The following is a 22,554-nucleotide window of genomic DNA, read 5'->3' as shown; positions in this document are numbered from 1 at the left end:
TCGATGGAAGGGGATTATCCAAAGGGCCCAGCCGGGCCCTTTTCCGATCCTGCGGGCGGGTCTTCTGAAGGTTAAGGTGGCAGGGTTGGGGAGAGTGTTTGGCTGGTAGCTCTAAAGCTGGTTGCCTGTTTGTTCAGGTGGCAGGGTTGGGGAGAGTGGTTGGCTGGTAGCTCTCAAGCTGGTTGCCTGTTTGTTCAGGTGGCAAGGTCGGGGAGAGTGTTTGGCTGGTAGCTCTAAGGCTGGTTGCCTGTTTGTTCAGGTGGCAAGGTCGGGGAGAGTGGTTGGCTGGTAGCTCTAAAGCTGGTTGCCTGTTTGTTCAGGTGGCAAGGTCGGGGAGAGTGGGCTGAACACAAAGACGCAAAAAGCGTCATCCATGACAGCTCGGCCCGGCACGTCCATGTGCCGGGACGCTTTGCTTATCAGCCCACTCTCCCCACCCCTAAGCTTCTGTTTTGTCTGGTGGAGACGGGGCATTTCAAAACCAACCGGCTTTCACCTGTGCGACCACTAGATTAACCAACAACACTGAAGATGAGGGGTGGCGCCAGGGGGCCTGTTAGCCGGGTCTCAGCCACATGGACGTGGCTGCGAAGTCTCCAGGGACGGATTCACGACGTCCCGGATAACAGGCCCCCTGGTGACGCCTTAGCACCGGGCTAGCTTTTGACCTTAAACCCTGGTGACGCCTTAGCACCGGGACAGCTTTTGACCTTAAACCTGGGCAACAGTCTCAGATGACGCCATACCACCGCGCCCAGCTTTGACCTTAAGTCAGCCTGTAATGCCTGTCCGGCACCGGGGTCTCTGGCAGCTCGCGCTGATTGTTCATCTCCAGCAAATTGATCTCGATATTTGCGCACATCGCATCCATAGGCAGATGATTATTGGCGAAGCCAAACGGCATCTCCAGCTCCTCTGCCAGCTCATCCAGCGACAAAAATGTGTAGGAAATAAACACAGAAACCAGCGGCGTCATGTAATGCAAGTCCGGCACCAGCGCAAAAGGCAAAAGAGAACAGAAAAGATAAACAGTGCGGTGTAGCAACAAACCATAAGCAAAAGGCAACGGCATACTTGCCAGCCGCTCGCAGCCGCCAAGAACATGCGACAACTGATTAATACTGTTATCCAGCTGGGTATACACGATATCTGAAACAGCTCCGCTGCGGCGCTGATCCCCCAGCCACTGGGAAATCTTCATCTCAATCACATTCGTTGGCGCACGGCGCCTGAGCACATCCTCAGTTTCATCACCGAGATAACGTTGCAGATCCTCACGCGGATCCGTACGCCGCAACTGATGCTTCAGGCTGTAACAGAAGGCCATTAACAGCGCGCTTATTCGCGGTGCATCGGCGGGGGAAATAGCCTGCACCTGACGCATAATGGTCCGGCAGGCGATCAGCAATCCTCCCCATAACAGCCTGGCTTCGGTAAACCGCGCATAACAGACGCTGTTACGAAACCCAAGGAAGACGGCAATAGAGACACCAAGCAGGCTGAATGGCGCCAGCGTCAGCTTCACCCCCAACGTTTCATACCAGTCGAGGCAGAAAATCGCCACAATCGATATCATCAAATTCAGGCCGAGGCGAAACAGAATGCCGGGCAGCACGGAACCGTGCCAGGCGAACAAACGAACAAACCAGTGGCGATGCGGACGGATTATCATGATGGCAGATGAGAAGGATTTTTCCGAATTCTGGCAAATTCCAGCAGCGCTGCCCAGCTATTTTTTGTGAGTAAAGTCACATTTATTTGTGGGTGCCTTATTGACTCTTTGCGCCAATAAGGCATTCGTCCTAGCCGCCAGATAAAGGAGCCATTAAATCAAATTGATTTACCGCTGCGCTTTGTAAAGTCACTGGCGGCACCAGCTTCAGCGTAATCCAGTTTGAAGTCACTCGCTGCTGCTTACTGTCCTCCAGGGTGACGGAAAGCCGGTACTCATTGCTTGCCCCTTCGGTACTGTCCCAGGCGGGGACAATCACGCTCCAGCCCTGCGTATCTGTATTGCTCGCCGGTGGCGTCAGGCTCATCGCCTGAGTATCACCCTGCCAGCTTATTGCCTTGATCGTATTGGCATTGCGGATCTGCAATTTCAGCGGCAGTGTCTCACCAGGCTGGACCTGCCACGGCGGCGTGGCAAGGAACACCGACAACGTTTTACGCTGGCGGAACTCCATCACCGGGGAATTATTCCGGTTCACCGCATCGTAACGGCTGCCGCTGAGCGAACGAGCCGCCGCCACGTTATCCGCAGAGAGCTGCTTGCTGAGCGCCACACCAATCTGATAGTTCATCTTCAGGCCAAACTGATCCTGAGTCTCACCGGTATCGGCTGTTTTGTGCGAAGCGGTGACGGTAAACAGCGGTACAGGCGTATAACTGACGCCAAGTTCAATCGCAGCAGGATTGGTGCCCAGCGTCCCGCTGTTAAACAGATCGACATTGTCGCCCAGATATTGCTCATAACTCAGCGACACGCCCAACTGACGATAAAATGGCAGGTAGCCCTGAGTCGTAATGTCATAGCCGCGCGCCATGCGCATATCATTCTGGTGAGTCTGCATCCGCCAGCCCGAAAGCGGCTGGTAATAGTTGGCGGAAAAACGCAGATAGTCGCTCCAGGCTTCGGCCCCCAGCGAGCCCCGCTGCTGGTTAGACTCAAAAAGCTGATCGATAAACGCGTTATAGCCCAACCGCCACTTTCCGGCGACCCAGCGCTGTCCCAGACCGGCATTGCCCACCAGCCCGTAATCCGTTTGCTGAACGCCCAACTGGCTAAAGGTGAGGTACTGATAGTTATCGGCCCAGGGCGTAATAAGCTCGGCGGAAGTGCCGTCGAAGCTGCCTTTCATATCCACCATCAACGACAGGTTAGCCTTGCCGTAGGGTGATAACAGATCCTGCCCTTCAGTTTCGGCTCGTCTGACCGCTTCATCACGAAAATGGTTAAATGCCCACTGCCCGGCTTCGTTGCCCAGTGACTGATCGTCGTCACTGCTCATACTGGCTTCACCAATGGTTTTCATCGCCTGAGCCACACGCTTAGCCAGCGCAGAGTCATCGTTACTCTGGCTGCCTAAATCCGGAAGTGACTGGCTGAAACGGGCAGGATCGTCAAAGGGCGCATCGGCGACACGGGTATCCATTGTCAACGCCTGCGCGACAGGGAGTTCAGCACCACCGGCCAGAAACAGCACCAGCGCACCGCTGTAGGAGCGAATTGGGAAAAATTTTTTCATAACCTCATTTATTGCCGTCTGGCAACACTGATTTATAAGCAAAAACGTATTACAGCTCACAAAATTAGTGAAAGGTTAGCTTAGCACAGGTTTGCCCCCTGACGGCACCATCAGCGGGGGGTAATTAACACAAAAGTAACGGTAAGGCACTGGCAGATCGGGCATTTATCCACCAGGATTCAGACATATTCTTAAAAAGGAGCTGCCTGATGAAAAAAACGTTGTTCTGCATCTCTCTGCTGGCCTGTTCTGTGGCTGCCAGTGCCGCGCCAGTTTTTACCCTGAATTCTCCGGACTTTAATGATAACGATCTGATGGCAAAAACCTTTGCAGGTAACGCCAAAGGCAACGCCAGCTGCACCGGCGAAGGCATCTCCCCCGCTTTAAGCTGGAATAACCCGCCTGAAGGCACCAAAAGTTTTGCCCTGACGATAGTGGATCCCGTTGGCGCAAAGGGGCTGGGGGTAAATCATATGGTGGCTTATAACATCCCTTTCCAGCGTACCAGCTTTGCCCGGGGTGAACTCAGCGACGGCAAAGGCTATACCGGTGGCAAAAACACGCCGGGAACGATCCGCTATTATGGCCCCTGCCCGCCGGCAGGAAGCGGTCAGCACCATTATAACTTCACGCTGATTGCCACAGATTTACCGGCCAACGGCCTGGGGCAGGGATTGACCCGGGAGGAACTGCTGAGCAAGCTGAAGGGCCACACGCTGGGTGCGGCCGGTTTGATTGGGCGGTTCGGCAACGAATAACGACCCCTGGGAAGCGACAAATTGCCGGACGGGACCAGATTACCTGGACGCTCCGGCAACAAATAACGTCCCCAGGAAAGCGACAAATTGCCGGACGGGACCAGATTGCCTGGACGCTCCGGCAACCCGTCACAACCTCACGACATAATCAGCCCGCCGTCGACGTTGATGGTTTGTCCTGTGATATACCGCGCATCATCGGAGGCTAAAAAGGCCACCAGCCCGGCGACATCCTGCGGCTGTCCGGCGCGCTTCAGCGGGATATTCTGCACCCATTCGGCCATCAGCTCGCCCTTGCCGTATTGCTTCTCTTCCGTGCTGAGGATCTCGCCCCAGACCCGGTCGTTGTAATCCCACATTTCACTTTCAATGATGCCGGGGCAAAAGGCGTTCACGGTGATGTTCCACGGCGCCAGCTCCTGTGAAAGGCTCTGAGTAATGCCGATCACGCCCATTTTACTGGCAGCATAGTGCGGAGTGTAGATAAAGCCCTGACGGCCCTGGCCGGAAGAGGTGTTGATCAGGCTGCCTGACTGCTGCTTTACCATATATTTAGCCGCTTCCCGGCAGCACAGCCAGACGCCGGTGGTGTTCACTGCCAGAATTTTTTCGAAGTCCGACTTCGGCATTTTGTCGAAGTAATCAATGGTGATCACCCCGGCATTCTGGATGGACACATCAATGGTGCCAAAGCGTGCTGCAGCTTCCTGATAAAGATGCTGCACCTGGGCTTCGTCGGTAACATCAACCTGTAGCGCGAGGATCTCACTGCCGTAAGCGGCCTTGAGTTTTTCTGCCGTTTCATACACCCGCTCCGCATTGGAAACCATCACCAGATTCGCCCCGTCCTGAGCAAAGCGCTCGGCGATACCGGCCCCAATTCCGCGGCAGGCTCCGGTAATTACTACCGTTTTACCCTGAAAATTACGTTTCATTCTCTTCTCCTTAATGAGTCTGGGCAGCAGGCTGCCAGAGGGTGCGCTGCACCGCTTCGCGCCAGCCTTGCCAGCTCTGCAACAATTGTTGGTGACGGGCTTCATCAGGCAGCCAGCGATCGTGTTCCGGCAGCAAAGCGGTGAGCTGGCTGTCACTGAGCTGTTCAAACGCCCGGCGAGCCAGCAGCCCTGCCCCCAGTGCAGAAAGCTCCGGAGTGACGCTCCGGGCTACCGGACAGCCGAGTAAATCCGCCTGAAACTGCATCAGCCACGGGTTCTGCGTGGGTCCACCGTCCACCATCAGCGTTTCCAGATGGAAATCGGGGTGCTGTCGCATCGCGGTAATCACATCAGCAATCTGGTAGGCGATAGCTTCCAGCGAGGCGCGGATCAGATGAGCAGGCGTAACGCCCCGGCTGAGGCCGCAAATGACGCCACGGGCCTGATCGTCCCACCAGGGCGCACCGGTTCCGGTCAGCGCTGGCACAAAATAGACGCCCAGCGTGGAGTCGATACTCGCAGGTAGCTCGTGCAGGGCCCGGCTCAGCACCTGGCCCTTGCCGTCTGTCAGGCCGGTAGCCTGCGCCATCCACGCCACGCCATCGCCGGTGTGAGGGATGTTGCCCTCCAGCCCGTAAACCAGGCGTTCGCCATCATGCCAGGCGACGGTGGTTGCCAGCTGGACAATGCTGGTATCCGGCATCAGTAATGGCGCCATCACCGAGGAACCAGTGCCATAAGTCGCTTTTACGCCACCCAACTTACCCAGCCCGTGGCCGTAAAGCGCGGCGTGGGAATCGCCGACCATTGCCATAACAGGCAGCCCGTCAGGAATGCCGGAAAGCCCGCTGGTGGTGCCGAACAGGCCGCTGGAGGCGCAGATTTCCGGCAGCGCTACCCGCGGCAGACCAAACAGCGCCAGCATACTTTCGTCCCACTCGCCGGTTTGCAGATTCAGTAACTGCGTGCGTGCCGCATTCGAGGTATCGCAGCGGAACTGCCTGCCGCCGGTAAAATGCCACAGTAGCCAGGCATCGATGGTCCCCAGGCAAATCTCGCCGTTGCGGGCCCGCGCCATGCCGTCAGCACTGTTATCCAGTAGCCAGCGCATTTTGGAGGCGGAAAACAGCGGCGCAACGGGCAATCCGGTCACCGAGCGAATCAGCTCTTCCTGCTGATCCCGCCTCAGTTGTTCACAGAAGGCGGAGGAACGGGAACACTGCCAGGTAATGGCCGGCGCAAGGGGCCTGCCACTTGCTCTCTCCCAGCCGATGGCCGTTTCGCGCTGATTGCTGATGGCCAGAGCAGCCACACGATCCTCACCCACCGACTGGATCACCTCCCTCAGCACGGTCAGCGAGGCGTTCAGCAGCATCATGCCATCCTGCTCCACCCAGCCAGAGTGAGGTGTTTCTATGGTCAGTGGCCGGGAAGCTTTGGTCACCACGTCTCCGCGAGCATCAATTGCTACCGCTTTCACATTGCTGGTGCCTTCATCCAGCGCAATTATCAACTCTCTAGCCATGGGTCACCTCAGAGAGCGGCGCGGCCACCTGCTTTTTTTCATGACGACGCATCAGCACGACTTTGCTCTGCAGGCGTTGCTGGAACTGGTCAATCACCACGGCGGTGACGATCACCAAACCTTTGATCACCATCTGCCAGAAATCGCTGACGCCCATCATCACCATGCCGTCCGCGAGGAAGACGATAACAAAAGCGCCGATAATCGACCCTGAAACCCGCCCGCGCCCGCCCGCCAGCGCAGTACCGCCCAGCACCGTGGCGCCGATGGCATCCATCTCAAACATGTTGCCGGTCATCGGGTGCGCCGTCTGCAACTGGGAAGCCACAATCAGCCCCACCAGCGCGGCACACAGGCCAGAAAACGCATAGACAAACACTTTCACTTTAATGATGGGCACCCCGGCCAGGCGCGCCGCCGATTCGTTGCCGCCGCTGGCGTAGATATAGCGGCCAAGCGGCGTTTTACGGGTGATATAGAGCCCCAACAGCAGGAAGCCCACCATCAGCCAGATCGGGATATAGACGCCCAGCAGGGTGCCAGAGCCGAGGATGGCAAACCCCGTGTTACCCAGCGGCGGCATGCCGACCAGGTTGGCATAGGTGCTGCCGTCGTTCCACAGCAGCGCCGCACCGCGTGCCACATACATCATGCCCAGCGTACAGATAAAGGGGGCCACGCCAAGACGGGTGATAACCGTTCCGTTGATCAGACCCACAATGACCCCAAACACCGCCACCACCAGGATCACTTCCGGCACGTTAAGGAACAGCACGTTGCCGCCCCAGAGTGGGATACCGTTGGTCAACAATGCCCCGGCAACCATGCCGCAAATCCCGGCCACGGCGCCCACCGAAAGGTCAATGCCGCCGGTGAGGATCACCAGCGTCATGCCGATGGCCAGCAGGCCGGTGATCGCCACGTGCTGAGTCATGATCAGCAGGTTGGAAGGGGTTAAAAAGTTCGGCACCATCACGCTGAAAAAGCCAATGACGATCAGCAGCGCGATAAACGTACGGGCCTTCAGCAGATACATATAAAGCAGGTATTTCTGATTCATGGTGTTGTCCTCAACGCCCGGAACACAGGCTAATCATGTGGAGTCGAAGCCGTGATAAGCCGCTCGCGGGTGGCTTCAGCCCGTGAGAGATCGGCGGTAATTTTTCCATCCGCCATCACCAGGATGCGGTCGGCCAGCGCCATCACCTCATCCAGTTCCGAGGAAGAAAACATCACGGCCAGCCCCTGTCGGGCCATGGATCCAATCAGGTGGTAGACGTCGGTTTTGGCGCCCACGTCAATGCCGCGCGTGGGCTCATCCAGCAGCACCACTTCGGGACGGGTCATTAGCGCCTTGCCCAGCACCACTTTTTGTTGATTGCCGCCGCTCAGCGAAGTAATCGGCAGTTCGGCATCGCTGACTTTGATCGCCAGGCGCTCAATCATCTCGTTGACGCGAACCGCCTCTTTTTGCGGATTAAGCAGGTTCAGCGCTTTGCGGAATCCGCGCAGGCTGAGGTCGCTCAGGGTCATATTGGTTTTGATCGACATCAGCTCGATCACCCCTTCGCCTTTGCGATCTTCCGGCACCAGCGCGATGCCTTTTTTCAGCCGGTACTGGAAATTGCGTTTATCCAGACATTCACCGTTCAGCGTGACGCTGCCGCTCTGACAGGACATCAGCCCGATCAGCCCCTTAAACAGCTCGGTTCTGCCCGCGCCCAGCAAGCCATAAATGCCCACCACTTCACCTTTGCGCAACGAGAAGCTGACATCGTTAAGCTTGTAGCCACCGTTTTGCGCCAGCGCCGTCAGGCCACTGACGTTCAGCACGGCATCGCCCTGCTCTGCAGCCTGATAATCAAAATGCTTTTTCTTGTCGCCGACCATCTGTTCAATAATCCACGGCACGCTGGCATCACGCACTTCCCGTTCGGAGATAAAGCGCCCGTCGCGGAAAATGGTGATGTGATCGCCAATCTCCATCAGCTCTTCCAGCCGGTGGGAGATGTAGATAATGGTCACACCACGGCGCTTAAGCGCGGCAATGACGTTGAAGAGCACCCGGACTTCTGACTGGCTCAGCGCTGAGGTCGGTTCATCCATGATCAGCACTTTGGTGTCTTTGGAGAGCGCCCTGGCGATCTCCACCAGCTGCTGATGGCCGATGCCCAGCTCACCCAGTTGTGACCAGGGATCCACATCCAGCTCCAGCCGCTCCAGCAGCGCTTTCGCCAGCTGGTACTGGTATTTTTCGTTGATCACGCCGCGCTGGAAAAACTCGTTGCCAATAAAAATGTTGTCCATCACGTTCATGTTCGGGAACAGGTTCAGCTCCTGGAAGATGATGCTGATCCCGTGTTTCTCTGCCTGCTGCGTGGAGTGCAGCGCAACCGGCTCGCCTTCCAGCAGGATCTGACCGGACGACGGCACTTCCACCCCCGCCAGCATTTTCATCATGGTAGATTTACCGGCCCCGTTTTCCCCGATCAGCACGTTGACCTTGTTGCGGTATACGCGATAGTCCACCTGATCCAGCGCGGTGACGCCGGGATAGAGGCGGGAAACGTTGCGGGTTTCGATAATCACTTCTGACTGTGCGCTAGCCGGGGTCAGGAGATCCGCTTCACTGTGCGCCATAATCTACTCCTGTTGCCGGACAACGCGGGCCGGGGTGATATCCGGAGGGGTCTGGGGCAGGTCCCAACTGCTGAACACGCCATCCACTTCCACGCGATCGCCCACTTTCGGCTGCAGTTTTTTCACCTCTGCTGAAGCCAGGGTATTGATCGCCTTGCCGTAATCACCAAACATCACCTGGTCGTTGAAGTCCTGATAGCTTGCGCCCTTATAGACATCCCGCAGGGCAGTGCCACGAATGATTGGGCCGATCTGCACCACAACTTGCTGGCCGCCGACATCTTTCACCGTCATTTTCCCGCTGCGGGAGGTGGTATTCACCGCGGAGATGCTGCCGCTGACTTTCACCGTAAAAATACAGGGATTCTCTTCCTGACTGCGGTAACCAAACTGCTTACAGGCACTGTCGATATCCTTAGCGGCAGCCAGATCCTTCATCACCTCTCCCAGGGGTCTGGCATCCTTCACCACCTGCGGCACGATCTGCTGCTGATAAGTGCTGGTGATGTTTGCCATTTTTGGGTTGGGGGGATTTTTCAGGTCGGCTAATTCCTGTTGTGACACGATGCGACAGCCGCCAAGCACCAACGCGGCCATTGCCAGCCAGACTCGCCTGGACATAGGGATTCTCCTTCGCGCCCCCGCAGGGGCGCAGCAGTCTCACGCTTTAGGATTTGAAGTTAAAGTCCTGCACTTTGGCGGCGTTTTCCGGGGTGATCAGAATGCCGCGGAACATCACGCGCTGCTTCTCAGGTTTGGTGCCCTTCTGAATAAAGTTGTCCAGATCGGTCACGCCCTGAGCGGCAATGGCCTGAGCCTGGAGCATCACGGTGGCTTTCAGCGTGCCGGCCTTCACCGCCTCACGTTCATCGTTGCTGCCATCAATGCCAACCACAATCACATCGTTGCGGCCTGCCGCTTTCAGCGCCGCAATCGCGCCCAGCGCCACCGGGCCATTACCGCAGATCACGCCCTTCACATCCGGATGCGCCTGCAGAATACTGTCCATAATGCGTTTGCCGTCGATCAGCGTGCCTTTGGCATCCTGACGCGCCACGCTTTTCATATCGGGGTACTGGTCAAGCACCTGGTGGAAGGATTTGGAACGGGTGACGCAGTTATTATCCGCCAGGTTACAGGTCAGTTCGGCATAGCTGCCCTTCTCGCCCATCTGTTCAACAAAGACGTTAGCCACGTCAGATCCGGCCTGGAAGTTGTTGTGGGTGATCTGCTCCAGCGCGACGTTATCAACCGGGATTTCACGGTTGATCAGCACCACCGGGATCCCGGCATCTTTGGCTTTCTGAATGGCGGCGACGCTGGCCGTGGAATCGGCGTTGTCCAGAATAATTCCCTGCACTTTTTTCCCGATCGCGGCATCAATCAGTTCGCTCTGTTTTTTGACATCTTCGCCGTGTGACAGCACGGAAGTTTTGTAGCCTAACTCCTGCGCTTTGGTATTGGCCCCTTTCGCTTCTGAGGCGTAATAGGGGTTATCCAGCGAGTTCACCATTATCATGATGGTGCCTTTATCGGCCGCCAGCGCCGCGTGCGAAAAAGTACAGGCTGTGGCAACGGCTAATACGGTTAAACGCATGTTCATAGGATGTTCTCTCATTATTGTAGGTACAGCGCGTAGGGTATTGCGTCAGGGTCAGCGAAGCCTTACCAGATGGTAAATCCGCCATCGATCATCAGATCGGCCCCGGTGATCATGTCGCTGCCGTTGCTGGCAAAGAACAGCACGGCGGCGGCAATTTCATCGGTATAAGCAAAGCGTCCCATCGGGATCAGCTGCTTCATCGCTTCCCCTTTTTCTCCCCGCCAGGCTTTTTCGCCCATCGGTGTCAGCACCACGGTCGGTGAAAGCGTATTAACGTTAATTTTGTGTGGCGCAAACTCTTTCGCCATCACCTTTGTCATGCCCAGCAGCCCGGCTTTGGCCGAGGTGTAAGCGACATGATTATCGATGGCGATGGAAGCAGCCTGTGAGGCGATATTGATGATTTTCCCGCCCTTACCGGCTTTTACCATCCGTTTAGCCACCGCCTGCGAGCAGAGGAAAGGCCCGGTGAGGTTCACGGCAACCTGCTTCTGCCACTCCGCAAAGTCGGTTTCCAGCACCGGCTGCAACATCACATACCCGGCGCAGTTAACCAGAATATCGATATGGCCATAATGCGCCTCGACCTGGCTGATGGCCTGTTCTACCGAGGCGGGATCGGTGACGTCGCACTCCACAAACTGCACGCGTTCGGCACTGAACTGCCCGGCCACATCGCTGACTTTAGCCTGCTCAAAAGCCGGATAGAGCAGCGCCAGGCAGGCGCCCTTTTCCAGCAGCATCCTGTTGCTGGCCATTGCAATGCCACCCAGCCCCCCGGTGACTACCGCTACTTTGCCACTCAGATCCATGCTGGTGTCCACGCCGTAGCGCAGATTGACATCGTATTCATTGCTCATCAGCGGCTCTCCTCAGGCGGCGGCGACGATATGTTGCAGGGTGGTGCGCAATCCTTCCGCATCAATACGGAACTGGCTGCGCAGCGCAGCACGGCTGCTGCTGTGGGTGAATTCATGCGCCGGAATGCCCAGCGGCGTGAAGCGCTGACGCAGGCCGTGCTTATGCAGGATTTCGCCAATTATGCTGCTCAGACCGCCGCTCAGTGAGTGCTCCTCCATGGTGATCACCAGCTGATGTGCGCCGATCAGTTTCACCACGGCGGCCTCATCAAGTGGCCAGAGAGAAGGCAGGGAAACAATGGTGATGCTGTCGTTTTTAGCGGCCAGCGCTTCATGAGCCAGCGTGCCCAGACAAAACACAATGGTCTCCTTGCCCTGTTGCAGCACTTCAGGTTTACCCGGTACAAACTGATACTCTTCCCCATGCAACACCGGCACTTTGTCACTGTCCATGCGGATGTAGACCGGCCCGTTATGTTGAATGGCGTAACGGGCGACGGCGCTGGCCTGCACCGCATCTGCAGGGGCGAAAATTTGCAGGTTGCCAAAGGTGCGGGCGATGGCAATGTCATTGGTGCAGTGGTGAGTAGCGCCCAGCGGCCCGTAGGCAAAGCCAGCGTTCAGCCCCAGCATTTTTACGTTGGTTTCGGTATAGCAGATGTCGTTTTTCACCTGCTCGTTAGAGCGGGCAAACAGGAAAGGTGCCGCATTAGCGGTAAACACGGTGCGGCCACTGAGTGCCATACCCGCAGCCATCCCGATCATATTCTGTTCGGCAATGCCGACGTTGATTACCCGGTCCGGAAAGGCTTTTTCAAACGGGGCAATTTTGGATGTGGAGGTGGAATCAGCGACCATCACGCTGAGGTTTGCCCCCCTGGTCTGCTCTTCCACCAGCGTGGCGATTACGGCGTCGCGTAAGTCTTGCATTATTTTTCCTCCAGCTCAGCCAGCCCAAGGGCCAGTTGCTCATCATTGGGAACGGAATGGTGCCAGGCCGGAACATTCGCCATAAAGGAGATGCCGTGGCCTTTTTCGGTGGTGGCAAGGATCACCCTGGGTTTACCGGTTGAAGGCTGGTTGACCGCCTCAGCGATAGCCTGCGGATCGTGCCCGTCGCACTCCAGCACTTCAAAACCAAACGCCAGCCATTTGTCGGCGAGCGGTTCCAGCGGCATGATGTCTTCGGTTTTGCCCGCCAGTTGCAGGCGATTGCGATCGACGATGGCAATCAGGTTATCGAGCTTGTATTTGCTGGCCGACATTGCGGCTTCCCAGTTCGAGCCCTCTGCCAGTTCGCCATCGCCCAGCAGCACAAAGGCACGACGATGCCCCAGCCCGGAAAGTTTGTTGCCCAGCGCCAGACCCACGCCAATCGGCAGGCCATGTCCGAGGCCTCCGGAGTTGATCTCCACCAGATCCGGCAGCTTCTGCCTTACCGGATGCCCGGCCAGCAGGGTGTCATCGCCCATAAACTGATCAAGCACCGCCGGATCAAGCAGCCCCATTGCCGCTGCGCTACAGTAAAGTCCCCCTGCCCCGTGGCCTTTTGAGAGAATAAAGCGATCCTGATCCGGACGTTCAGCACCGCGATCCATCACCCCCATAAACAGCGTACAGATGATGTCCACTTCCGAGAGGTCAGCACCGGTGTGCCCCTTCCCCGCCCGATGATTCATTTGCAGGACATAGCGCCGGGCCTGACGCGCAGTCTGTTTGATTGCCTGAAAGTCCATCATTACCTCCGTCTTTAATGCCGGGGACCGGATTAGCCGATCAGTTCTGCGGCCCATTCGTTTTCGAATAAAAATATACGCTATCGTTTTAAGCCATATTGTGGGGTGGATCAAACTTCGAACAAAAGCCATGCGAAAGTGTAACCCGTTGATTTATCAGCAGCAGACGCCTGAATGACGGGGCCGACAGGGACGAAAATGCTGAAAACCTGTGTAAAATCAACGGCGTCAACCCGAATACACTTTCATTCGAAAACGAAAGGGTCGCCAGGCGGACTCGCATTCAGGCGATAGCGGGGTTAGTATTTGGCATCGGGCCTGGCGCGGGTTCCAGTCAGCTCAGCACGGGAAGGGAGATTTTCGGTTGAAAAGCAAAAGTGAACAATTAGCGGATATGCAGCAGCGGCGGGAAAAAATCCTGGAGATGATCCGCGAGGATGGCACCGTGACTGTGAAAATGCTGACAGAAGTGTTTGATCTTACAGAGGCCACCATCCGTACCGATCTTCGGGTATTGCAGAAAGAGGGTTATGTTCAGCGTTATCATGGCGGTGCCACGTTGATGACCGGCAAACAGAATACCGGTGCCCTGATGCTGGAACGGCAGACTCACCTGGATGAAAAGGACGCCATTGGCCGGCTGGCCGCCCAGCATATTGAAAATGGTGATACGGTGATTTTCGATTCCGGCACCACCACCACCTCTATTGCCCAGTACCTTGGCCACATTAACAGACTCTCCGTGGTCACCACCGCCGTGAACATCGCGCTGATGCTCGGGGGGAGCCTGGGGTCAACATCCTGCTGACCGGCGGGACCTTTAAATTCCCGACCCTTTCCACTTCCGGTGAGAAAGCGGCGAGCTTCTTTGAAAACGTGCTGGCCGAAAAACTGTTTCTCGCCACCGCCTGTATCTCGCCAAAACTGGGCTTAAGTTTTCCCAGCGAAACCGATATCAAGGTTAAAAGCGCGATGATCAACTCGGCCAGCACCGTCTATGTGGTGGCTGACTCCAGCAAAATTGACAAGGTGTCGATGTTTGCTCTGCCCTGCGACTGGAGCAATATTCAGTATCTGATCACCGACAGCGGAATTTCAGCCGACTCGGTCAGGGCGTTTGAAGCGCTGGGGGTCAAAGTGCTGGTGGCCGCCGTCACTGAACGAAACGATAGCCAACGCCATTTTCGGTGATGAAGTGTCGGGGCCGGGCCGTTGACTCCTCCAGCTTCTGACGCAGATGCCCCATATAGATACGTAAATACTGGCTGTTGCTGGCGGAAGGTCCCCACACCTGTTTTAGGATCTGGGATTGTGTCAGTACCTTTCCCGGATTGCCGATCAGCAGCGCCAGAAGCCGGAATTCCGTTCGCGTCAGATGAATATGTTCGCCCTTGCGCAGCACGGTGCGGGCGTTAAGATTGACAATAATGTCTGAAAAAGCGACTACCTGCTCTTTATCGATCTCCGTCCGGCGCAACGCGACACGAACCCGCGCCTGAAGCTCGCCGATACCGAAAGGCTTACAGAGAAAATCATCGGCACCGGCATCCAGGGCTTCAATTTTATCTTCTTCCCCCGAACGGGCGGACAAAACAATGATAGGTTTATTACTCCACTGGCGGAATTCACGGATAAAATCCACCCCATCCCCATCCGGCAAACCCAAATCCAGGATCACCAGATCGGGCTGCCGTGACGCGGCGGTACTCAGCCCGCGCGCCAGGTTTTCGGCTTCATAAACTTTGAATTCATCACGCTCCAGCGACGTCGTTAACAGCCGACAGATCTGCTTTTCATCATCAATAACCAGAATACTTTTCACGGCGTCTCTTCCAGTATGGCCTCAGGAGCAGGCCCGGGTGGTAAGGGCAAAACAAAAGTAAAGCAGGCTCCCCCTTCCGGGCGATTACAGGCCTGGATTGTGCCCTGATGCATCTCAACAATTGTCCGGCAAATTGCCAGCCCCATGCCGACACCGGGAATGGCGGACTCACTCTCTCCGCGGGTAAATTTTTCAAAGAGGGTCTTCTCTTTTCCCGCGGGTAAACCCGGACCACTATCCCAGATCCCGATCTCTATTTCTCCGCAAAGCTCACGGGCGCGGATGCCAATAATGTCATTTTCAGCGCTGGCATATTTAATGGCATTTTCCATCAGGTTGACAAAAACCCGCTCCAGTAACGGGCCATCCGCCTGTAAAAGGATCATTTTATCGGGGAGATCCAGCCTGATTTTTTCAGCAGGCAGCAACATCTCCAGGGATTTTATCGCGCTGCCGACAACCTCTTCCAGCGAGATCCAGTCAGTGCGCAGGCGAAAGCCCGCATCTTCAATACGCGCCATATCCAGCATATTATTCACCAGCCGGATGGTGCTCAGCGTCTGCATGCGGATATCACCAGCCTGCCGGGCGTATGCAGAGCCGCTGGCGGAGAGATCCAGCGCCAGGATCTCAGCCTGGCCGGACAGCACGGTGAGCGGCGTGCGCAAATCATGCGACAGGGCCGCCAGCAGGGAGTTTCTTAATTCCTCACGCTCTGCTGCCAGCCGTGAAACCTGCTCTTTTCGCGTCAGTTCCAGCCGTTCAAGGGCACCGGAAATCAGCATACAGAAAGTATCAAGCAACCTTTGCTGCTCCGGGATGATCAGATTGCGGGCATTTTTCGGTTCGATAATCAGTAAACCCAGATTTCCGGATGAGCGCAATGGCAGGATTTTATAGGGCACGCCAGGCAGGGTATCCGTTCCGGCACCGGCAGCCTGCCCTTTATCAAAACTCCATTTAATAATTGCGCTGTCGGGCACCACATCAAGCATCGGCTCTGCCGGCGGGACAAGCTCCCCCCGGTGATCCGGCAGCCACACTTCACAGCGGGCATACAGCGCCGCGCTCACCACCCGCTGGCATATACGGGTCAGCTCGCCCGGATCCCGCGCCTGATTTAACCCCCCGGCAAGCTCATACAGGTAGCGCGCCCTCTGTTCACGATGCCTTGCCACACGAGCCTGGTAACGCACCCCGGCGGTTAAATTACCGGTGATAACGCCCACGGCCAGCATCACCGCAAAAGTCACCAGATACTGGGCGTCCGACACGGCAAACTGCCATTCAGGCGCCACAAAGAAGAGATCGAAGGCGACAATATTCAGCAGCGAGGCAAAAACTGAAGGAAGTCGCCCAAAGCCGATAGCGATCAGCACCACGCCCAGCAGGTAGATCATGACCTGGTTGGTCGGCGAGAAATCGGGCAGCAGCCATTTAGTGAAAAAGGTTATGCCGGCACACAACATCGCCGCCGCCAGACAGCCCCTGATTTTTTGCCGCCATTTACCGGAAGTCCCACGTACCTCTGGTGATTTTGCCACTGCCGGGTCAGGGTGATCGTCCAGAGCGACCACGATCAGATCCAGATCGGGGCCAAGGTGACTGAGACGGCTGGCAAAGCGACTGGCCAGAAAGCCGGGAAATCGCCACTGGCGATGGGGGCGGCCCACCACAATTTTCCCCAGATTATGTTCACGCGCGTAGCGAAGTGTCGCTTTTGCTTCATCGGGATCGGAAAGCGTTGCCGTGACTGCCCCCATATTCTGGGCAAGTTGTAAGGTGCGCAAAATAGCACGACGGCGCGCCTCCCCCTGACGATAAAGCGTGGGGGTTTCCACGGTAATGGCGTGCCATTCGCAATCTAATTTTGCCGCCAGCCGGGCGGCAACGCGGACCAGTTTTTCGTTACCTGCACCCGCCCCTATGCAGAGTAAAATGGCATCGCGCGTGTGCCAGACTTTCTCTTCATGCCCACGGGTATCCCGCCAGATTTTAATCTGGTCATCCACGCGGTCGGCTGTGCGACGCAGGGCCAGTTCGCGCAATGCATAGAGATTCCCCTTACGGAAAAAATTTTCGATCGCCCGTTCCGCGCCCTCACCTACATAGACTTTCCCCTCTTTCAGCCGCTGGCGAAGATCGTCCGCAGGCAAATCAACCAGCACCACCTCTGAGGCAGCATCAAAAAAAGGATCGGGGACGGTTTCGCGCACCCGGATGCCGGTTATTCCGCTGACCACATCATTCAGGCTTTCCAGATGCTGCACGTTAACGGTGGTCAGTACATCAATACCGGCATCCAGCAGTTCGTCGATATCCTGCCAGCGCTTGGGATGACGTGAACCGCGGATGTTCGAATGCGCCAGTTCATCCATCAGGATCACCGCCGGGCGACGCGCCAGCGCCGCATCAATATCGAACTCCTGATGGTGATGATGTTTACCCGTTCGCCTGGGGAGAACAGCCAGCCCTTCCAGCAAAGCCGCAGTTTCCTGGCGTCCATGCGTCTCCACCACGCCGATCAGGACATCCAGCCCCTGCGCCCGCAATCTGCGCGCCTCCTGCAGCATCGCCCAGGTTTTTCCCACCCCCGCACAGGCACCGAAGTAAATCTTCAGTTTTCCCCGCTCCTCGTGGCCGGTTTGCGCCAGCAGGGCATCAGGATTGGGACGCAAAGGTTCTTCTGTCATATCGCTTCCTGTCAGTTCTGTAACTCGTCCAGCGCAATATTGAGCTGCAGGACATTCACCACAGGCTCACCGATAAACCCGAGCTTCGGCTGGCTGGTATTCACTGCTATCAATCGCTGAACTTCGCTTACAGGCAGATTACGGGCTTTCGCCACGCGTGGCATCTGCCATTGTGCGGCAGCCGGAGAAATATGGGGATCGAGTCCGCTTGCTGAAGCGGTAACCAAATCAACCGGCACGGTTTTACTTGCATCAGGATTAGCCTGACGCAAACCGGCGATACGCTGTTTAACCGCATCATCCAGCGCCGGGTTACTTCCCGCCAGATTGCTGCCTGAAGACGCCAGCGCGTTATAGGGCATTTCCGCCGTGGCCGAAGGTCTGCTGTGGAAATAGTCCGGACGGGTGAAGTTCTGGCCAATCAAAGCGGAACCCCGCACCTGTCCGTGGTATTCAATCAGCGAGCCTTTAGCAGCCTGCGGAAACAGCAGTTGCGCAAGCCCGGTAGTCAACAGGGGATAACCTGCCCCGACAACCAGCGTTAACAGAATAAACAGGGAAAATGCCGGACGTAACAGATTCATCTCTTCTCTCCTTAACCCAGACCCAGCAGGGTCAGAATGATGTCGATCAGCTTGATGCCGATAAACGGCACCACTAAACCACCGGCACCATAAACCAGCAGATTACGACGCAGTAATGCGGTGGCGGGCATCGGGCGATAGCTGATGCCTTTAAGCGCCAGGGGGATCAGCAACACAATTATCAGCGCGTTGAAGATGACGGCGGATAAAATGGCCGATGCCGGAGAGTGCAGCCCCATCACGTTCAGCGTATTCAGTTGGGGATACGTTACCGCAAAGGCCGCCGGGATAATGGTGAAATATTTCGCGACGTCATTGGCAATGCTGAAGGTGGTCAGCGATCCCCGCGTCATCAGCATCTGCTTACCGATATGCACCACTTCCAGCAGCTTGGTGGGGTTAGAATCGAGATCCACCATGTTTCCCGCTTCTTTTGCCGCCTGAGTTCCGGAGTTCATGGCAACCGCAACGTCAGCCTGCGCCAGCGCCGGGGCATCGTTGGTGCCATCGCCGGTCATCGCCACCATTCGCCCTTCGGCCTGATACTGGCGGATCAGCGCCAGTTTGGCTTCCGGCGTCGCCTCGGAGAGGAAATCATCCACACCGGCTTCGGCGGCGATAGCCGCTGCGGTAAGCGGATTATCCCCGGTGACCATCACCGTTTTGATCCCCATTTTGCGCAGCTCGGCAAAACGCTCTTTGATGCCGCCTTTCACAATATCCTTCAGCGCCACCACGCCCATCACCCTACTGCCTTCGGCGACCACTAACGGCGTTCCCCCTCTCTTCGCCACCGAGGCGACCAGCTCTTCAACCTCCGCCGGGAAATGGCCGCCATTGCTTTCAACATGACGACGGATTGCGTCGGCAGCCCCTTTACGCAGCATTTTCTGACCGATATTGACCCCGCTCATTCGGGTCTGTGCAGAAAACGGAATAAAGGTCGCTTCAAGGCTTTGCAGATCCCGTTCCCGCAGGTTGAATTTCTGCTTGGCAAGCACCACGATGCTGCGGCCCTCCGGGGTTTCATCCGCCAGTGAGGCAAGTTGCGCAGCACTGGCTAACGCCTCCTCCCCGACAGCGTGCGCCGGTAAAAACTGCGTGGCCTGGCGGTTCCCCAGAGTGATGGTGCCGGTTTTATCCAACAGCAGAACGTCAACGTCTCCCGCCGCTTCTACAGCGCGTCCGCTGGTGGCAATAACGTTGGCTTCCAGCATACGGCTCATTCCGGCAATCCCGATGGCTGACAGCAAGGCTCCGATGGTGGTCGGGATCAGGCAGACCAGCAACGCCACCAGCACCGTGACGCTGACGGGCGTACCTGCCCAGGCGGAGAACGGCCAGAGTGTGGCGGTCGCCAGCACGAAAACGATCGTTAACGAAATAAGCAGGATCGTCAGCGCAATTTCATTCGGCGTTTTGCGCCGCTTCGCTCCTTCGACCATCGCGATCATCCGGTCAATAAACGTCTCGCCAGGATTGAGGCTGCACTGGATGACCAGCCAGTCAGAGAGAATGCGCGTCCCACCGGTGACGGAAGCAAAATCGCCTCCGGCCTCGCGGATAACCGGCGCAGATTCGCCGGTGATTGCGCTCTCATCCACGGAAGCGCCCCCCTCCAGCACTTCACCATCGCAGGGGATAATATCGCCCGCCACAACCAGCACGATATCGCCCTTGCGCAGGGAGTCGGCAGGCACTTTCTGCTGCGGCGCCTCTTTAGAGGTGCCCGACAGTTTTCTTGCCCAGCTGGTGCGTTGAATGCCTTTCAGGCTCGCGGCCTGCGCTTTACTGCGCCCTTCGGCAAGCGCTTCGGCAAAGTTCGCAAACAGAACGGTAAACCATAGCCACAGGCTGATTATCGTCGTAAAACCCGAATCCTCCTGTGATGCAATCACACCCGTGGCAATCAGCGTGGTCAGGATGCTGCCCAGCCAGACAACGAACATCACAGGGTTGCGAAACTGCACCCTGGGGTCCAACTTTTTAACGGATTCAAGCAGCGCATTAAGCATCACCGTCGTGCGCTGCTGAGAGGGAAGTTTATGTGCCATACAAAATTTCTCCGGCTAATTAATGCCCAAACATCTGTAAATGTTCAATAACAGGCCCCAGCGCCAGTGCCGGAATGAACGTCAGGGCACCCACCAGCAGCACCACACCGATAATCAGCGAAACAAACAGTGGGCCGTGAGCAGGAAGCGTTCCCGGCGTTGCAGGCTGTGTTTTTCTTGAGGCAAGCGATCCCGCCATCATCATCAAGGGAAGGAAGGGTAAAAAGCGCCCTAAAAGCATGGCTGCGCCCAGTAGCAGATTCCAGAAAGGCGTGTTTGCAGAGAGACCTCCGAAGGCGCTGCCGTTGTTATTGGCAGCCGATGAGAGGGCATACAGTGCTTCACTGAACCCATGCGGTCCGGGGTTGAAGATTCCCGCTCGTCCGGCCTCCGTCATCAAAGCGAGTGCCGTCCCGATCAGAACCAGCGAAGGCGTGATAAGGATGTAAAGGGCGGCCATTTTCATCTCCCGCACCCCAATTTTTTTACCGAGGTATTCCGGTGTCCGTCCAATCATCAACCCGGCAATGAATACGGCCAGCAACACATTCATCAGCATGCCATAAAGGCCAGCGCCGACGCCGCCAAAGACCACCTCACCCAGTTGCATCAGCCACAGGGGGATCATGCCGCCCAGCGCGGTAAAGGAGTCGTGCATGGCATTCACTGCGCCGCAGGAAGCCGCGGTGGTGATAACCGCAAAAAGGCTGGAATTGAGGATGCCGAAACGGCTCTCTTTGCCTTCCATATTGATCGCGGAGTCCGCGCCCAGCAGCGTGAAATGCGGATTCCCCTTGAGTTCAGCCCACATCACAATAGCGGCCGCCAGCAGAAACATCATGGACATTGCCCACAGCAGGGTATGGCCCTGCCGCCTGTCCCGCACCACGTTGCCGAAGGTAAAGCACAGTGCGGCCGGAATAAGGAAAATGGCGAGCATCTGAATAAAGTTGGTCCAGGCCGTGGGGTTTTCGAACGGATGCGCAGAGTTGGCATTAAACAGGCCGCCGCCGTTGGTCCCCAGCATTTTTATCGCTTCCTGCGAGGCCACTGGCCCCATCGGTAACGTCTGCTGCACGCCTTCAAGCGTGGTCAGGGTGACATAAGGGCTGAAGTTTTGAATAACGCCCTGGCTGACCAGGTAAACGGCCATGATCAACGACAGCGGCAACAGAACAAACAAGGTGATCCGTAGCAGGTCGCGCCAGGCATTCCCCAGTTTGTCAGTGGTATGACGCGAGAAGCCGCGGATCAGAGCGAAGAGAATTGCCATCCCGCTGGCTGCGGACAGGAAGTTCTGTACGGCCAGACCGAGGGTTTCACTGAAATAGCTGATGGTGGTTTCACCGGCATAGGACTGCCAGTTGGTATTGGCGACAAAACTGATCGCCGTGTTAAGCGCCAGATGCCAGGAAAGCCCCGGTAACCCCTGCGGATTAAGCGGCAGTAAATCCTGGAAACGGAGTATCAGGAACAGGAAGATCAGGCCGGTGCCGTTGAAGCTGAGAATAGCGAAAAGATAGTGCCGCCAGTTCATCTCTTCAGCGGAGACTCCGCAAAGGCGGCCCAGGATTTTCTCAATGCCTCTTGTCCCCGGCAGAGCCTGGTCAAGCACCATCCCGGTCATGTAGTTGCCCAGAGGTTTTGCCAGTGCCAGCAAAACAATCATAAAGCAGGCCAACAGTAAAAACGCTTCAGCCGCCATCAGAATGCCTCCGCCCGCAACAGGGCATAAAACAGATACCCCAGAAGCAAAAATACCAGCCCGGTGCCGGTAATAATTTCTGTGCTCACGGTCGCTCTCCCGTTATTTATGTGTGCAACTTAGTCTAAAAAAAGGCCCATATAAAAACTGTCAATGTTGCGGAGAGCGATATAAAAAAAGTATATAAATCCGTGGGAATAGAAGGTTTTTTGTACCTTTGAGGAAGCGGGGATAAGGGTTACGAAAAACTGTAAGACGGCAGATGGGGCTGTACCAGAAAGAAGGGAATGTCTTCGTGTGAATACGAGAAACCCCGGCAAGATGCCGGGGTCCAGTTTAAAAGTGACAATGATTCCACAGAGGGGGAACGGTCGTTTACACCTTCATATCG

Annotated in this window: 18 protein-coding genes and 1 pseudogene; 2 read left to right on the top strand and 17 right to left on the bottom strand. The window is 56.4% G+C overall.

All coding sequences use genetic code 11. The features are described from left to right. Window positions 1-766 precede the first annotated feature (766 nt). Window positions 767-1,672, bottom strand: coding sequence for a bestrophin family ion channel (locus VRC33_RS09545; protein ID WP_338563161.1), 906 nt, complete (start codon window positions 1,670-1,672; stop codon window positions 767-769). Between the two features lie 130 nt (window positions 1,673-1,802). Next, window positions 1,803-3,248: a YchO/YchP family invasin gene (locus VRC33_RS09540; RefSeq protein ID WP_338563159.1), complete on the bottom strand. Its 1,446-nt coding sequence runs from the start codon at window positions 3,246-3,248 to the stop codon at window positions 1,803-1,805. A gap of 209 nt (window positions 3,249-3,457) precedes the next feature. Here VRC33_RS09540 and VRC33_RS09535 point away from each other — a divergent pair, with 209 nt between their 5' ends. After that, a complete protein-coding gene (locus VRC33_RS09535; RefSeq protein ID WP_338563157.1) occupies window positions 3,458-4,006 on the top strand; it encodes a YbhB/YbcL family Raf kinase inhibitor-like protein in 549 nt (182 codons plus the stop codon). A gap of 137 nt (window positions 4,007-4,143) precedes the next feature. Here VRC33_RS09535 and VRC33_RS09530 read toward each other — a convergent pair whose 3' ends face one another. The 9 genes from VRC33_RS09530 to VRC33_RS09490 all read right to left on the bottom strand — a co-directional run bounded on the left by VRC33_RS09530 (window position 4,144) and on the right by VRC33_RS09490 (window position 13,305). Beyond that, window positions 4,144-4,941, bottom strand: a complete 798-nt coding sequence (locus VRC33_RS09530; protein WP_338563154.1) for a glucose 1-dehydrogenase — start codon at window positions 4,939-4,941, stop codon at window positions 4,144-4,146. Window positions 4,942-4,951: 10 nt separating this feature from the next. After that, window positions 4,952-6,466 carry an FGGY-family carbohydrate kinase gene (locus VRC33_RS09525; RefSeq protein WP_338563152.1) on the bottom strand — a complete coding sequence of 505 codons (1,515 nt, stop codon included), beginning with the start codon at window positions 6,464-6,466 and terminating at the stop codon, window positions 4,952-4,954. After that, window positions 6,459-7,526 (bottom strand): ABC transporter permease, encoded by a 1,068-nt coding sequence (locus VRC33_RS09520; RefSeq protein WP_338563150.1) that lies wholly within the window; start codon window positions 7,524-7,526, stop codon window positions 6,459-6,461. The genes VRC33_RS09525 and VRC33_RS09520 overlap by 8 nt, the downstream gene beginning before the upstream one ends. Window positions 7,527-7,555: 29 nt before the next feature. After that, the gene (locus tag VRC33_RS09515) at window positions 7,556-9,106 is read right to left on the bottom strand and encodes a sugar ABC transporter ATP-binding protein (protein WP_338563149.1); all 1,551 of its coding nucleotides are present in this window, start codon (window positions 9,104-9,106) and stop codon (window positions 7,556-7,558) included. Window positions 9,107-9,109: 3 nt separating this feature from the next. After that, window positions 9,110-9,727, bottom strand: a complete 618-nt coding sequence (locus VRC33_RS09510) for a DUF2291 domain-containing protein (protein WP_338563148.1) — start codon at window positions 9,725-9,727, stop codon at window positions 9,110-9,112. Window positions 9,728-9,773: 46 nt separating this feature from the next. Then, a complete protein-coding gene (locus VRC33_RS09505; protein WP_338563147.1) occupies window positions 9,774-10,709 on the bottom strand; it encodes a D-ribose ABC transporter substrate-binding protein in 936 nt (311 codons plus the stop codon). Window positions 10,710-10,771: 62 nt separating this feature from the next. Beyond that, complete coding sequence (locus VRC33_RS09500) at window positions 10,772-11,569, bottom strand: GolD/DthD family dehydrogenase (protein ID WP_338563144.1); 798 nt, start codon at window positions 11,567-11,569, stop codon at window positions 10,772-10,774. 12 nt (window positions 11,570-11,581) lie between these two features. After that, complete coding sequence (locus VRC33_RS09495) at window positions 11,582-12,499, bottom strand: transketolase C-terminal domain-containing protein (RefSeq protein ID WP_338576986.1); 918 nt, start codon at window positions 12,497-12,499, stop codon at window positions 11,582-11,584. Further along, window positions 12,499-13,305, bottom strand: a complete 807-nt coding sequence (locus VRC33_RS09490; protein WP_338564222.1) for a transketolase — start codon at window positions 13,303-13,305, stop codon at window positions 12,499-12,501. The genes VRC33_RS09495 and VRC33_RS09490 overlap by 1 nt, the downstream gene beginning before the upstream one ends. Before the next feature lie 364 nt (window positions 13,306-13,669). On the opposite strand from VRC33_RS09490, the pseudogene VRC33_RS09485 reads away from it, so the two are divergent. After that, window positions 13,670-14,496 (top strand): annotated as a pseudogene (locus VRC33_RS09485) (DeoR/GlpR family DNA-binding transcription regulator). On the opposite strand, the gene kdpE reads toward VRC33_RS09485, so the two are convergent. From kdpE to kdpF, 6 genes are read right to left on the bottom strand one after another with little or no spacing between them, the layout of a single operon-like run. Further along, on the bottom strand, window positions 14,459-15,127 hold the full coding sequence (kdpE, locus tag VRC33_RS09480; protein ID WP_338563142.1) for a two-component system response regulator KdpE: 669 nt from the start codon (window positions 15,125-15,127) through the stop codon (window positions 14,459-14,461). The pseudogene VRC33_RS09485 and the gene kdpE sit on opposite strands and share 38 nt — an antisense overlap. Further along, entirely contained in the window at window positions 15,124-17,820 is a 2,697-nt protein-coding gene (kdpD, locus tag VRC33_RS09475) for a two-component system sensor histidine kinase KdpD (RefSeq protein WP_338563140.1), read from the bottom strand. The genes kdpE and kdpD overlap by 4 nt, the downstream gene beginning before the upstream one ends. Before the next feature lie 11 nt (window positions 17,821-17,831). Then, window positions 17,832-18,404 (bottom strand): potassium-transporting ATPase subunit KdpC, encoded by a 573-nt coding sequence (gene kdpC / locus VRC33_RS09470; RefSeq protein ID WP_338563139.1) that lies wholly within the window; start codon window positions 18,402-18,404, stop codon window positions 17,832-17,834. An 11-nt stretch (window positions 18,405-18,415) separates the two neighbouring features. After that, window positions 18,416-20,458 (bottom strand): potassium-transporting ATPase subunit KdpB, encoded by a 2,043-nt coding sequence (gene kdpB / locus VRC33_RS09465; protein WP_338576984.1) that lies wholly within the window; start codon window positions 20,456-20,458, stop codon window positions 18,416-18,418. A gap of 19 nt (window positions 20,459-20,477) precedes the next feature. Further along, window positions 20,478-22,163, bottom strand: a complete 1,686-nt coding sequence (gene kdpA, locus VRC33_RS09460) for a potassium-transporting ATPase subunit KdpA (RefSeq protein ID WP_338563137.1) — start codon at window positions 22,161-22,163, stop codon at window positions 20,478-20,480. Beyond that, a complete protein-coding gene (kdpF, locus tag VRC33_RS09455) occupies window positions 22,163-22,252 on the bottom strand; it encodes a K(+)-transporting ATPase subunit F (protein WP_338563134.1) in 90 nt (29 codons plus the stop codon). The genes kdpA and kdpF overlap by 1 nt, the downstream gene beginning before the upstream one ends. Between the last annotated feature and the right edge of the window lie 302 nt (window positions 22,253-22,554).

This window comes from Erwinia sp. E_sp_B01_1 (genome assembly GCF_036865545.1).
GTDB lineage: Bacteria > Pseudomonadota > Gammaproteobacteria > Enterobacterales > Enterobacteriaceae > Erwinia.
The sequence above is the reverse complement of the archived record's forward strand: the minus strand, read 5'-3'. Positions and strand labels throughout refer to the sequence as shown.

What these genes read in the sequence shown, in the direction of transcription:
- VRC33_RS09535 (WP_338563157.1), top strand. Translation starts at nt 3,458, where the DNA reads ATGAAAAAAACGTTGTTCTGCATCTCTCTGCTGGCCTGTTCTGTGGCT.
- VRC33_RS09500 (WP_338563144.1), bottom strand. Translation starts at nt 11,569, where the DNA reads ATGAGCAATGAATACGATGTCAATCTGCGCTACGGCGTGGACACCAGC.
- kdpB (WP_338576984.1), bottom strand. Translation starts at nt 20,458, where the DNA reads ATGGCACATAAACTTCCCTCTCAGCAGCGCACGACGGTGATGCTTAAT.
- VRC33_RS09545 (WP_338563161.1), bottom strand. Translation starts at nt 1,672, where the DNA reads ATGATAATCCGTCCGCATCGCCACTGGTTTGTTCGTTTGTTCGCCTGG.
- VRC33_RS09520 (WP_338563150.1), bottom strand. Translation starts at nt 7,526, where the DNA reads ATGAATCAGAAATACCTGCTTTATATGTATCTGCTGAAGGCCCGTACG.
- VRC33_RS09490 (WP_338564222.1), bottom strand. Translation starts at nt 13,305, where the DNA reads ATGGACTTTCAGGCAATCAAACAGACTGCGCGTCAGGCCCGGCGCTAT.
- kdpC (WP_338563139.1), bottom strand. Translation starts at nt 18,404, where the DNA reads ATGAATCTGTTACGTCCGGCATTTTCCCTGTTTATTCTGTTAACGCTG.
- VRC33_RS09510 (WP_338563148.1), bottom strand. Translation starts at nt 9,727, where the DNA reads ATGTCCAGGCGAGTCTGGCTGGCAATGGCCGCGTTGGTGCTTGGCGGC.
- VRC33_RS09505 (WP_338563147.1), bottom strand. Translation starts at nt 10,709, where the DNA reads ATGAACATGCGTTTAACCGTATTAGCCGTTGCCACAGCCTGTACTTTT.
- VRC33_RS09515 (WP_338563149.1), bottom strand. Translation starts at nt 9,106, where the DNA reads ATGGCGCACAGTGAAGCGGATCTCCTGACCCCGGCTAGCGCACAGTCA.
- kdpA (WP_338563137.1), bottom strand. Translation starts at nt 22,163, where the DNA reads ATGGCGGCTGAAGCGTTTTTACTGTTGGCCTGCTTTATGATTGTTTTG.
- kdpD (WP_338563140.1), bottom strand. Translation starts at nt 17,820, where the DNA reads ATGACAGAAGAACCTTTGCGTCCCAATCCTGATGCCCTGCTGGCGCAA.
- VRC33_RS09530 (WP_338563154.1), bottom strand. Translation starts at nt 4,941, where the DNA reads ATGAAACGTAATTTTCAGGGTAAAACGGTAGTAATTACCGGAGCCTGC.
- VRC33_RS09525 (WP_338563152.1), bottom strand. Translation starts at nt 6,466, where the DNA reads ATGGCTAGAGAGTTGATAATTGCGCTGGATGAAGGCACCAGCAATGTG.
- VRC33_RS09540 (WP_338563159.1), bottom strand. Translation starts at nt 3,248, where the DNA reads ATGAAAAAATTTTTCCCAATTCGCTCCTACAGCGGTGCGCTGGTGCTG.
- VRC33_RS09495 (WP_338576986.1), bottom strand. Translation starts at nt 12,499, where the DNA reads ATGCAAGACTTACGCGACGCCGTAATCGCCACGCTGGTGGAAGAGCAG.